General features: G+C 69.7%; 11 protein-coding genes. 3 read left to right on the plus strand and 8 right to left on the minus strand.

Annotation, left to right across the window (positions count from 1 at the left end; all coding sequences use genetic code 11):
- Positions 1-4: 4 nt before the first annotated feature.
- The 5 genes from BKA02_RS13815 to BKA02_RS13835 form a co-directional block, all read right to left on the minus strand.
- Positions 5-1,795: a peptidoglycan D,D-transpeptidase FtsI family protein gene (locus BKA02_RS13815; protein WP_179434924.1), complete on the minus strand. Its 1,791-nt coding sequence runs from the start codon at positions 1,793-1,795 to the stop codon at positions 5-7.
- 46 nt (positions 1,796-1,841) lie between these two features.
- Positions 1,842-2,417, minus strand: coding sequence for a cell division protein FtsL (gene ftsL, locus BKA02_RS13820; protein ID WP_179434926.1), 576 nt, complete (start codon positions 2,415-2,417; stop codon positions 1,842-1,844).
- A complete protein-coding gene (rsmH, locus tag BKA02_RS13825) occupies positions 2,414-3,367 on the minus strand; it encodes a 16S rRNA (cytosine(1402)-N(4))-methyltransferase RsmH (RefSeq protein ID WP_179434928.1) in 954 nt (317 codons plus the stop codon). The genes ftsL and rsmH overlap by 4 nt, the downstream gene beginning before the upstream one ends.
- Positions 3,368-3,478: 111 nt before the next feature.
- Positions 3,479-3,910, minus strand: a complete 432-nt coding sequence (gene mraZ, locus BKA02_RS13830) for a division/cell wall cluster transcriptional repressor MraZ (RefSeq protein WP_179434930.1) — start codon at positions 3,908-3,910, stop codon at positions 3,479-3,481.
- Positions 3,911-4,197: 287 nt separating this feature from the next.
- Positions 4,198-4,572, minus strand: a complete 375-nt coding sequence (locus tag BKA02_RS13835) for a DUF3040 domain-containing protein (RefSeq protein ID WP_179434932.1) — start codon at positions 4,570-4,572, stop codon at positions 4,198-4,200.
- Between the two features lie 90 nt (positions 4,573-4,662).
- On the opposite strand from BKA02_RS13835, the gene BKA02_RS13840 reads away from it, so the two are divergent.
- Entirely contained in the window at positions 4,663-5,751 is a 1,089-nt protein-coding gene (locus BKA02_RS13840) for a polyprenyl synthetase family protein (RefSeq protein ID WP_343045429.1), read from the plus strand.
- 26 nt (positions 5,752-5,777) lie between these two features.
- Here BKA02_RS13840 and BKA02_RS13845 read toward each other — a convergent pair whose 3' ends face one another.
- Positions 5,778-6,125 (minus strand): Rv2175c family DNA-binding protein, encoded by a 348-nt coding sequence (locus BKA02_RS13845; protein WP_343045430.1) that lies wholly within the window; start codon positions 6,123-6,125, stop codon positions 5,778-5,780.
- Positions 6,126-6,252: 127 nt separating this feature from the next.
- On the opposite strand from BKA02_RS13845, the gene BKA02_RS13850 reads away from it, so the two are divergent.
- Positions 6,253-7,284 (plus strand): LysM peptidoglycan-binding domain-containing protein, encoded by a 1,032-nt coding sequence (locus BKA02_RS13850; protein WP_179434936.1) that lies wholly within the window; start codon positions 6,253-6,255, stop codon positions 7,282-7,284.
- A 94-nt stretch (positions 7,285-7,378) separates the two neighbouring features.
- On the plus strand, positions 7,379-9,316 hold the full coding sequence (gene pknB / locus BKA02_RS13855) for a Stk1 family PASTA domain-containing Ser/Thr kinase (RefSeq protein ID WP_179434938.1): 1,938 nt from the start codon (positions 7,379-7,381) through the stop codon (positions 9,314-9,316).
- A gap of 18 nt (positions 9,317-9,334) precedes the next feature.
- Here pknB and BKA02_RS13860 read toward each other — a convergent pair whose 3' ends face one another.
- Together BKA02_RS13860 and BKA02_RS13865 are read right to left on the minus strand one after the other, a co-directional pair.
- Positions 9,335-10,672, minus strand: a complete 1,338-nt coding sequence (locus BKA02_RS13860; protein WP_179434940.1) for a class II 3-deoxy-7-phosphoheptulonate synthase — start codon at positions 10,670-10,672, stop codon at positions 9,335-9,337.
- A gap of 36 nt (positions 10,673-10,708) precedes the next feature.
- Positions 10,709-11,413: a lysophospholipid acyltransferase family protein gene (locus BKA02_RS13865; RefSeq protein ID WP_179434942.1), complete on the minus strand. Its 705-nt coding sequence runs from the start codon at positions 11,411-11,413 to the stop codon at positions 10,709-10,711.
- Positions 11,414-11,581: the final 168 nt, after the last annotated feature.

Below are 11,581 nucleotides of genomic sequence, written 5' to 3' on the forward strand. Positions count from 1 at the left end.
CCGTTCATTTGTATTTGGGGAGCGGTTCGTCCATCGGGACCGACGACGGCATCACGCGATAGGTCTTCAGAACCTGCGTCATCGCCTTCTGGAAAGCCGATGCCGTGGCCGCAGACGACCTTACCTTAGTGGGCTCGTCCAGGGTGACGACGACGACGTACTGCGGGTCGTCGGCCGGTGCGTATCCGACCATGCTGGTGAAGTAGATCCCGGCCTTGTACGACCCGTCCTCACCCGGCTTCTCGGCCGTTCCCGTCTTCATCGCCACCCGGTATCCGGGGACGGCGATCTCGTCGGCCAGGTCGCCCTGCACGGCGACGTTCTCGATCATGCGCGACAGCTCGGCCGCAGTCTGCTCGGGCAGGATGCGCTCCGGCGTGGAGGCCGGAATCTCGCTCTCCTGGCCGTCGGCCGAGGTGCACGACTCGACGAGCGACAGCGGAATCTTCACTCCGCCGTTCGCGATCGCCTGGTAGGCGCTGGCCACCTGTGGAGCGGTGACGGTGTAGTACTGGCCGAAGGTGGTCGTGTAGTGCGACTGGTTGTCCCACTCATCGACCGGATGCAGCACGCCGGGTTCCTCGCCGGGGAAATGGATGGCCGTCTCAGAGCCCACGCCGAACTTCGCCAGCTCGTCGTATCGTTGCTGATCCGTGACCATGTCGCCGAACTTCGACAGGGCGACGTTCGAGGAGTCGATGAGGGCCCCGGCCAGGGTGTACTCGTATGCCGGGTGATCGAAGGCGTCGTTCACGACGGCCCCGTTGGGAAACTCCTCGTGACTGCTCGCCGTCACCGACGTGAGCGCGGTGGCGCCGGCGCCCTCCATCACCGCGGCCGCTGTGATGGCTTTGAACGTCGAGCCGGGCTCGAATGTCGTGCTGAACAGCCGGGATCCGCGATCCGCCGCTTCCGAGGCACCCGGGTCGTTCGGGTCGACTGAGGGATACTCGGCCGCCGCGCGGACCTTGCCCGTCTTCACCTCGACGACGAAGGCCGTGCCCGACAGCGCGCCCTGCGCCTGCGTCTCCTCGGCGATCATCTGCTGCAGGTACCAGTTCAGCTCACTGTTGATGGTGAGCTGCAGCGTGCCGCCGTCGACGGCGTCCTTGACCTTGTGGCTGCCGGGGATGGTCACGCCGTCTTCGCCGCGGAGGTAGCTCTCCTGCCCGTCGATGCCGGAGAGACACGAGTTCTCCGAGACCTCCAGTCCCGCGAGCGGTGCGCCGTCCGATCCGACGAAGCCGAGGATGTTCCCGGCGACGGCACCGTTCGGGTAGACGCGCACGCTTCGCGAGGGCATGGCGAGGTAGGGCAGCCCGAGCTCGCGCAGCTTCAGGAACTGCTCGGTCGACAGCGACCGCTTCAGCAGCGCGTAGCGGCTGTTGGGATCGTCGGCGAGCGCGACGCTGACGACCTCGCGCACCTCATCCGCGGTCTGCCCCGTGATCGCGGCGATCTTCTCCGATGCCTGCGCCCACGGCAGCTTCGGGTCGTCCTCCTCGAGGATCCCGATCAGCTTCGGGTCGAGCTGCGCGTCGTACACCACCTCGCCCTGCGCCATCACCGTGCCGTTGGCGTCGACGATGTCGCCGCGCGCGCCGGCGATCGTATTCGTGGTGCCCAGATCGCCCGTGTCGAGTGACTCGTCCACGTGTGCGGCGGCATTGACGACCTGAATGTCGACGAGGCGCACGACGAAGCCCGCGATCACGGCGAGGATCACGGCCAGCGCCACGACTGTGCGGCGGCGCGGGCTGCGATTGCTCGTCGCGGTCGTACCCCGTGCGCTCATCTGCTCTCCATTCCGGTGCGCGGATGCGTCATGCGATCCCGATTCGTCACTGCATGCTCGGCGTCGGCAGTCCGTCGGCCGCGGGCGGCACCGCTGGGTCGACGACGGGTTCACCCTCCTGCGTCGGTTCTACGCCGTCTCCGGTGGCGGACCCCGGTGCGGGCGTCGGCGTGTCGGAGACGAGCGCGTTCGCGACGGCACCCGCCCCGCGGGGCTCGACGCTGGAGAGCCAGTTCGGCTCACCCGCGGCGCCGATGACGGCGCCGTCGCTGAGGCGCAGGTAGTTCGCGGTTCCGCCGACGACCAGCCCGAGGTTGGTCGCGGCCACGGCCAGCGACTGCGGCGAGTTGACACCGGCCAGGTCGTCTTCGATCGCCTGGGCCTGCCAGGTGAGCTCCTTGTTCTGCTGGGCGAGGTCCGAGAGCACGAACGAATCCTGTGTCGTGGCGATGGACAGCCCCATCTGCACCGCGCCGATCAGCGCGGCGCCGGCCAGGGCGAGGACGGCGTACGCCACCCGCGGCCGACGACGCCGGACCGGCGCTTCGACGGGGCGCAGCCGTCGTTCGCGCGTCGGTTCGTCGACGACCGGCAGGATCAGGGGCTCTGCGGCGATGCTCATGCGACCTGACTCCTCTGATCGTCACGGATGCGCTCGGCGGCACGCAGCCGCACGGGGATCGCGCGCGGATTGGCGGCGCGCTCGGACTCCCCTGCCTGCTCCGCGCCCTTCGTGATCAGGCGGAAGCGAGGGGCGTGCTCGTCGAGCTCGACGGGAAGACCCGCCGGTGCCGTGGAGGACGCGGCCTTGGCGAAGGCCTGCTTGACCAGCCGGTCTTCGAGCGACTGGTACGACATCACGACGACCCGACCGTGCAGCGTCAGCGCGTCCAGTGCTTCGGGAATGGCCCGGGCGAGCACGCTGAGCTCGGCGTTCACCTCGATGCGCAGCGCCTGGAACACTCGCTTGGCCGGGTGTCCGGCGCGCTGCGCGGCAGCGGGGGTCGCGGCGACGAGCACGTCGACGAGGTCCTGCGACCGCTCCAGCGGAGCCTGCTCCCGCGCCGCGAGGATGGCCCTGGCGTACCGGGCGGCGAGCTTCTCCTCGCCGTACCGCTCGAAGATCCCGCGCAGCTTCCCCTCACCGTAGGTCGCGAGCACGTCGGCCGCGGTGATGCCCGCACTCTGGTCCATGCGCATGTCCAGCGGGGCGTCCTTGGCGTAGGCGAATCCCCGGTCGGCCTCGTCGAGCTGCAGCGAGGAGACGCCCAGGTCGAACAGGATGCCGGAGGCGCCCTTCGCGTGCGCGCCGATCGCGTCGTACACCGTGTGGACGAGCGTGACCCGGTCATCGAAGCGTGCGAGCCGCTCACCGGCGATCCGCAGCGCGTCGGTGTCGCGATCGAGCCCGACCAGGCGGATGTGCGGCATCCGCTCGAGGATGGCCTCGGAGTGCCCGCCCATGCCGAGGGTGGCGTCGACGAGCACGGCGCCGTCGTGCTGGAGCGCGGGCGCGAGCAGCTCGATGCAACGTTCGAGCATGACCGGGGTGTGGATCTCGCGGATGTCCATGATGCGGAGCCGGTTCCTCAGAGTTCCGATCCTGGGCCCCGATCCCCATCCACCCGACCCGGCACCGGGGAAGGTATGCCGGGGATGAGCGGCTGGGAATCGCAGTCCAGGTCAGAACAGGCCGGGGATCACCTCCTCCTCGAGCTCGGCGTAGGCGTCTTCATTGCCCGCGGCGTAGGCGTTCCACGCCGCGGCGTCCCAGATCTCGGCGTGCGCGCCGACGCCGGTGACGACGAGTTCCTTCGTCAGGCCGGCATACGTGCGCAGGTGCGCGGGAAGAGTGATGCGGTTCTGGCTGTCGGGCATCTCGGCGCTCGCTCCGGAGAGGAACATGCGCAGGAACGCACGGGCGTCCTTGTTGCTCAGCGGAGCCTGACGGATGCGCTCGTGCACCTGCTCGAACTCGGCGGTGCTGAAGACGAAGAGGCAGCGGTCCTGTCCGCGGGTGATGACGACGCCGCCGGCGAGGTCTTCCCGGAACTTGGCGGGGAGGATGACGCGGCCCTTGTCGTCGAGCTTGGGGGAATGCGTGCCCAACAGCATCGGCTCTCACCCCCGTTCTCGCCTCGCTGGATAGCGTTACCCCACTTTACTCCACTTTCCCCCACTTACCAGTGTCAATTTGACGCAGAGTTCGATCGATCCACGAATTCTCGCTCTTCAATCCGCGGAAGCATGCGGTTCTTCCGGGGTGGAGCACGGTGGAGGGAAAGTGGAGCACCGGGCCGGACTGGAGGCCCCAGACACAAGAAAAGGCCCGGATGCAAGGCATCCGGGCCGAAAGGTCGCGAAAGAGCTCTGCGGCGGAGGGGCTCCGCGAGCGGGGCGGCTCAGCGTCCTTCGCTGCGGCGATCCCATCGGTCGTTCATGCGGTCCATGAACGACGGGCCCGATGAACTGCGTGGTGTGCCCGACGACTCGGGCCGGGTCGACGTCGAGCGGCGAATCGGGGTGACGGCGAGCATGACGCCCGCGAGCATCGCGACGAAGGCGACGACGCCGATCACGATGCCGAGCACATCGCCCACGGCGACGCCGGCGATCAGCCCGCCGACTCCGGCGAGCAGCAGAACGGCGCCGTAGACGAGGTTGCGGTAGCTGAGGGCCCGATCGCCCGAGGGCGCGCTGACGACATCCGCGTCATTCTTCATGAGATGGCGCTCCATCTCATCGAGCAGACGCTGTTCCTGTTCGGAGAGTGGCATGTCGTCCCCCTCGGGTGTGCTTCTCATCATTCTACGTCGCACCGCTCGCCCCGGGCTAGATGTGCGCCAAGTGCTCAGTAGGCTGTCAGGGTGTCCGATCCGTCCTCCGTCGTGAACGCCGTCACCGCGCGCATCGACGCCTTCGCCGACCGGATGCGCGAACAGGCGCATCCGTACGGGGCCGATGCGCAGAGGTTCGTGGAGACGGCCGCCGGGACCCTTGACGGCGGCAAACGCCTGCGCGCCCGCTTCTGCCACGCGGGGTGGGCGGCGGTGGGCGCGCTGGCCGACTCCGGCGCGACCGAGCCGGATGCCCTGTGGGACGTCTGCGCCGCGCTGGAGGTCTTCCAGTCCGCAGCGCTCGTGCACGACGACCTCATCGACAACTCGGACACCCGGCGAGGGCGTCCCGCCGCACACCGGGCGTTCGAGGCCGCGCACATCGCGGCGGCGTGGAACGGCGATGCCGCCCCCTTCGGACGCTCCGCGGCCGTCCTTCTCGGCGACCTCCTCGTGGCCTGGAGCGACGATCTGCTCGAGCACGGCCTGCGCGGGCACCCGCATGCAGCGGCGGTGCGCGACGAGTACGCCCGCATGCGCCGCGACGTCACACTGGGGCAGTACCTCGACATCGCCGAGGAGTCGGCGTGGATCGTCAACGACGACGCCGACCACGCTGAGCGCGCGCTGCGGGTGATGACGCTCAAGTCCGCACGCTACAGCGTCGAGCAGCCGCTGCTGCTGGGCGCGGCACTGGCCGGAGCCGATGCCGAGCAGCACGCGGCGCTGAGCGCGTTCGGGCATCCGGTGGGGATCGCCTTCCAGCTCCGCGACGACATCCTCGGCGTCTTCGGCGATGAGCGCACCACCGGCAAGCCCTCGGGCGACGACCTGCGCGAGGGCAAGCGCACCCTGCTGATCGCCTGGACCCGGCAGGCGATGGCGGCCCAGGGGCGCAGGATGGTCGACGAGCTGCTCGGCGACCCGGGTCTCACCCCTGATCAGATCGCGTCGCTGCAGGGGGCGATCGTCGAGTCGGGCGCGCTGGCGCGCGCCGAAGAGCTCATCGCGCAGTGCAGCGCCGACGCCGAGCGGGCGGTGGCGGACGCTCCGCTGGATGCCCGCGCCCTCGTGGACCTGCGGGCGCTGGCCGAAGCCGCGACAACGCGCTCCGCATAGCGCGGATCACCGGGAGCGCCGCGCCCTCAGGCCAGAGTCCGCGCGACGCGGCGCACCTCGCTCTTGTGGCCGGCCAAGAGGGCATCGATCGGGGGACGGCCGATCGATGGCTCCTCCTCGAGCAGCCAGTCGATGACCTCGTCGTCGGAGAAGCCCGCATCCTGCAGCACGATGACGGTGCCGCGCAGCGAGCCCAACGGTTCGCCGTCGACGAGGAACACGGCCGGCACCGCGAACGGCCCGTGCCGGCGCGAGCCGACGAGATGGTGCTCGTCCAGCAGCCTCCGGACCCTGCCGAGCGGCTCGTCGAGGGCCGTCACGAGGTCGGGAAGGGTCAGCCAGCCGGCCGGGAGGGATTGTTCAGTCGAAGACACAGTGCAATGCTCGCATGCCTTCCCCCGCGACCGCGCGACTCGTGTCACAGCAGTCACAGCTGTTGACTCCAGGCAACATCCGTGACACGGTCGGAACACCGCAGAGCGGGTCATGACGGGGGGATACATGTCTGCCGATACCGCACTCCGACGCAACCGCACGCTTCGCTGGGCTGTGCCCGCCGCCATCGCGACGACGATGGTCGGCTCGCTCGTCACAGCTCCCGCCCACGCCGCACCGCTCCCGCGGGGCCACCACGTCCCCGACCCGCTCCTCTCCGGCGACGAGCCGCTGTCCGGCCAGGGCAGTGCCTCCGGCGCGAGCTCCGTCGCCGGATCGCACACCGTCGTCGACGGCGACACGCCCTATGGCATCGCCGCGCGGTACGGCATCTCGGTGCACGACCTGCTCGCCTGGAACGGGCTCGGCGGGGACGCCGTCATCTATCCGGGCGATGTGCTCGCGCTCGCCGCACCCGCCGCTCCGGCGCCCGAGAGCGGCGGCGATGCTCCTGCCGCACCCGGATCAGCGTACGAGGTCGTCGCCGGCGACACCCTGTGGGCGATCGCGCAGGCGCACGGCACGAGCGTGGACGCGCTCTACGCGGTCAACGGCTTCGGACCCGACTCGATCATCTATCCCGGGCAGACGATCGTGATCCCCGGCGCCGATGCCGCGGCGCCCGCGCCCGCGTCGACGCCTGACCCCGCCCCGGTCGAGGACGAGTATCCGGCCGTCGCGCCGTGGACCGCGCTGGATGCCGAGCAGGCCGACAACGCCGCGTGGATCATCGCGGTCGGCCGCGAGCTCGGCGTGCCCGACCGCGGAATCGCCATCGGCCTGGCCGCGGCCATGGTCGAGTCATCGCTGCGCAACCTCGACTGGGGCGACCGGGACTCGCTCGGACTGTTCCAGCAGCGCCCGAGCGCCGGATGGGGAACGCCCGAGCAGATCCTTGACCGCGACCGCAGCATCCGCGTGTTCTTCGGCGGCGACGCCGATCCCAACGGCTCCGCGACCCGCGGGCTGCTCGACATCGCCGGCTGGGAGCAGCTGGCGTTCACGGATGCGGCGCAGGCCGTGCAGATCTCCGCCTATCCGCTCCGGTACGGCGCCTGGGAGCAGAACGCGACCCGGTGGCTCGCCGAGCTCGGTTGACCGCATCGGCGCGGCGGATGCGTGCGCCCGCGTGATTCCGCGGAAGGGCGAGCCGTTGCCGCGCCTTTCAGCAAGCCTTCCCTAGACTTCTCGCGTGACGACGAGCCAGCAGACCGACCCCCTCATCGGGCGGCTCGTCGACGGCCGGTACCGGGTGCGGGCCCGGATCGCCCGAGGCGGGATGGCGACCGTCTACGTCGCCACCGATCTGCGCCTCGAGCGGCGCATCGCGCTCAAGGTGATGCACAGCCACCTCAGCGACGACTCGGTGTTCCAGAGCCGCTTCATCCAGGAAGCCCGCGCGGCGGCGCGACTGGCCGATCCGCACGTGGTCAATGTGTTCGACCAGGGCCAGGACGGCGAGCTCGCGTACCTGGTCATGGAGTACCTTCCCGGCATCACGCTGCGCGAGCTGCTGCGCGAGCACAAGCGCCTCACCGTGACGCAGACCGTGAGCATCATGGACGCCGTACTCTCGGGTCTCGCCGCGGCGCACCGCGCGGGGATCGTGCACCGCGACGTGAAGCCCGAGAACGTGCTGCTGGCCGAGGACGGCCGCATCAAGATCGGTGACTTCGGACTCGCACGAGCCACCAGCGCCAACACGGCCACCGGGCAGCAGCTCATGGGCACTATCGCCTACCTCGCCCCCGAGCTGGTCACGCGCGGCACGGCCGACGCCCGCAGCGACATCTACGCGCTGGGCATCATGCTCTACGAGATGCTCGTGGGCGAGCAGCCGTACAAGGGCGAGCAGCCCATGCAGATCGCGTTCCAGCACGCGACGGAATCGGTGCCGCGCCCCAGCGTGCGCAACCCGGGCGTGCCGGAGCAGCTCGACGAGCTCGTGCTGTGGTCGACCGAGAAGTCGCCCGACGAGCGCCCGAACAACGCCCAGGAGATGCTCGACCGGCTGCGCGCCATCGAACGCGAGCTCGGGATCACTCCTGCGCCGACGGCAGCGACAGCGGCGACGACCGTGATCGATCCCGTCGCACCGTCCCGCGACTCCGGCGACCTCACGCTGGTCATGCCCGGAGCTCCCACCGCCACCGCCCCCGTCGCGGAGCAGGCGCTCGATAACGCCACGCTGCTGCGTCGCCGCACCGCGACGCGACGCGCGCGGGGCGGGTTCCTGCTCGCCCTCGTGCTGCTGCTCGCCGCGGCGGCGGCCGGGGCCGGCTGGTGGTTCGGGTCGGGACCGGGGTCGCAGATCGCCGTGCCGGACGTCGCGGGAAAGCCCTATGCGGACGCCGCGGCGGTGCTGACGGCCGCGGGCCTGACCCCTGTCGAAGGCGCAGCGACCTCGGTGGACGTCCCCGTCGGCCAGACGATCGGCACCGATCCCGAAGCGCGCACCCGGGTCGACAAGAACACGTCGGTGACCGTCATCATCTCGCAGGGACCGGCCCAGCTCACGATCCCCAAGCTCAACGAGCTCACCGAAGACGCCGCGCGCGCCGCGCTCAAGGATTTCACCATCACGGTGATCGACTCCGTCGCGCTGTTCTCGCGGGCCGATCCTGGCATCGTCATCAACGCGGAGGTGCATCCGCGCTCGGGTGACGTGTTCGAATGCGGCGAGGGCTGCACGGTGTTCGAGGGCGATTCCATCCAACTGCTCACCTCGCTCGGCCCGGTGCCCGATGTATCGGGCATGAAGATCGACCAGGCGACGGCCGCCCTCACGGGCAAGGGGCTGGTCGTCGCGGCCGAGAACCAGCTGGAATACAGCGACGAGGTGCGCAAGGACCGCGTCATCCGCATCGCCGACCGCGGCGACGGCGCCAACTGGCGCCCCGGAGACACGATGACGCTCGTCGTCTCGCAGGGTCCGGCGCCCGTCGAGGTGCCCGACGTGTCGGGGAAGAACCTCGCCGATGCGATGCAGGAGCTCAAGGACGCGGGTCTGAATCCGACGACCAATGTCCCCGAATTCGCGTGGGGCCTGTTCACCGCGTCATCGACGAATCCCGAGGCCGGTGAGAGCGTCCCCAAGGGCTCGACGGTGCAGGTCCGCGCATCCGGCTGACGCCGAAGCGCCGAGATCTCAGCGCTTCTCGAGCTCCTCGGCCACGAGGAAGGCGAGCTCGAGGCTCTGCATGTGGTTCAGCCGCGGGTCGCACAGCGACTCGTAGCGCGTCGCCAGGGCGTCCTCGTCGATCCGCTCGGATCCGCCCAGACACTCCGTGACGTCGTCTCCGGTGAGTTCAACGTGGATGCCGCCGGGGAAGGTGCCCACGGCGCGATGGGCCTCGAAGAAGCCGCGCACCTCGTCGACCACGTCGTCGAAACGGCGGGTCTTGTACCCGGTCGCCGACGTGATGCCGTTGCCGTGCATCGGGTCGGTGACCCACAGCGGCGTGGCTCCGGAGTCCTTGACCGCCTCCAGCAGCGGTGGCAGCGCGTCGCGGATCCTGCCCGCGCCCATGCGCGTGATGAAGGTGAGCCGACCCGGCTCGCGCTCGGGGTCGAGCGTGTCGATCAGGGCGAGCGCGGTCTCCGGCGTGGTCGTCGGACCGAGCTTCACTCCGATGGGGTTGCGGATCTTCGAGAAGTAGTCGACGTGCGCGCCGTCGAGATCGCGCGTGCGCTCGCCGATCCACAGGAAGTGCGCCGAGGTGTTGTACGGCGTGTCGGTGCGCGAGTCGATGCGGGTCATCGGGTGCTCGTAGTCCATGAGCAGACCCTCGTGCCCCGTGAAGAACTCCACGCGCGTGAGCTCGTCGAAGTCGGCTCCGGCGGCCGCCATGAACTTGATCGCACGGTCGATCTCTGCCGCCATGCGCTCGTAGCGCTGGTTGGCGGGGTTCTGCGCGAAGCCCTTGTTCCATGAGTGCACTTCGCGCAGGTCGGCGAACCCGCCCTGCGTGAAGGCGCGGATGAGGTTCAGCGTCGACGCCGCCGTGTGGTAGCCCTGCAGCAGGCGCGTCGGGTCGGCGCGGCGCGAGCCCTCGGTGAAGTCGTAGCCGTTGACGATGTCGCCCCGGTACGCGGGCAGCGTCACCTCGCCGCGGGTCTCCGTATCGCTCGAGCGCGGCTTGGCGAACTGGCCGGCCATGCGCCCCATCTTGACGATGGGCATCGATGCACCGTACGTGAGCACGACCGCCATCTGCAGCACCGTCTTGATCCGGTTGCGGATCTGGTCGGCCGTCGCCCCGGCGAAGGTCTCGGCGCAGTCACCGCCCTGCAAGAGGAACGCCTGTCCGGAAGCGGCGCGTGCGAGCCGGTCGCGCAGATTGTCCACTTCACCGGCGAACACCAGCGGCGGCAGGGCCGCCAGCTGCGCCGACACATCGGCGACGCGTTCGGCATCCGGCCACTGCGGCTGCTGCTTGATCGGCAGGGAACGCCAAGAGTCGAGGGCGGGAGTCTGCGGAGGCATCCTCCCATCCTAGAGCGGCGGCGCGGGGCATCCTGCTCAGGAGACGCGGGGCACAGCCGGTGTCGCGCTCAGCGCCTCTTTCACGCTCGAGGCGTACACGTCGGCGTACGTCTGCTCCCCCAGCCGGTGAAGCGCGACCATGATCTCGTCGGTCACCGAGCGCAGGATGTAGCGGTCGTTCTCCATGCCGGCGTAGCGCGAGAAGTCGAGCGGTTCGCCGATGACCATCCCCACCCGCACGACGTTCGGCACGCGCTGGCCGATCGGCATGGCTGTGTCGGTGTCGACCATGACCACGGGGATCACGGGGACCTTCGCCTCCAGCGCCATGCGCGCGATCCCCGTGCGGCCGCGGTACAGCCGTCCGTCGGGACTGCGCGTGCCCTCCGGGTAGATGCCGAGCAGGTCGCCGCGGCCGAGCACCTGCAGGCCCGTGTTCAGCGACGCCTCGGACGCCTTGCCACCGGAGCGGTCGATGGGGAGCTGACCGGTGCCCTTCATGAACAGCCGCGTGGCCCAGCCCTTCAGCCCGCGGCCGGTGAAGTAGTCGCTCTTGGCGAGGAACGACATCGGCCGGTCGAGCATGAGCGGCAGGAAGATCGAGTCGGCGAAGGACAGATGGTTGCTGGCGAGGATGGCGGCGCCCTTGTCCGGCACGTTCGCGCGGCCCACGATCCAGGGCCGGAACACCGCCTTGACCACGGGGCCGATCACCACGTACTTCAGGAACCAGTAGATCATCGTCGTGAAGTCTAGCGCCGTGCCCGCCGGGCGACGAGAGTGCCCGTGCACGGAAACGGGCGAACCGGTCACGGTCGACGAGCAGGGACTCCGCAGCTGCTACCGAGTACCATCACAGGTGTGACTGGGTTTCACAGAGAGCGGCTCCCGCCGAGGGGCGATCGTGCC

This window comes from Microbacterium pseudoresistens (assembly GCF_013409745.1).
Classification (GTDB): Bacteria; Actinomycetota; Actinomycetes; order Actinomycetales; family Microbacteriaceae; genus Microbacterium; species Microbacterium pseudoresistens.

Excerpts from the sequence above, each read along its gene's own strand:
- BKA02_RS13815 (WP_179434924.1), bottom strand. The coding sequence starts at position 1,795 with ATGAGCGCACGGGGTACGACCGCGACGAGCAATCGCAGCCCGCGCCGC.
- ftsL (WP_179434926.1), bottom strand. The coding sequence starts at position 2,417 with ATGAGCATCGCCGCAGAGCCCCTGATCCTGCCGGTCGTCGACGAACCG.
- rsmH (WP_179434928.1), bottom strand. The coding sequence starts at position 3,367 with ATGGACATCCGCGAGATCCACACCCCGGTCATGCTCGAACGTTGCATC.
- mraZ (WP_179434930.1), bottom strand. The coding sequence starts at position 3,910 with ATGCTGTTGGGCACGCATTCCCCCAAGCTCGACGACAAGGGCCGCGTC.
- BKA02_RS13835 (WP_179434932.1), bottom strand. The coding sequence starts at position 4,572 with ATGCCACTCTCCGAACAGGAACAGCGTCTGCTCGATGAGATGGAGCGC.
- BKA02_RS13850 (WP_179434936.1), top strand. The coding sequence starts at position 6,253 with ATGTCTGCCGATACCGCACTCCGACGCAACCGCACGCTTCGCTGGGCT.
- BKA02_RS13860 (WP_179434940.1), bottom strand. The coding sequence starts at position 10,672 with ATGCCTCCGCAGACTCCCGCCCTCGACTCTTGGCGTTCCCTGCCGATC.
- BKA02_RS13865 (WP_179434942.1), bottom strand. The coding sequence starts at position 11,413 with ATGATCTACTGGTTCCTGAAGTACGTGGTGATCGGCCCCGTGGTCAAG.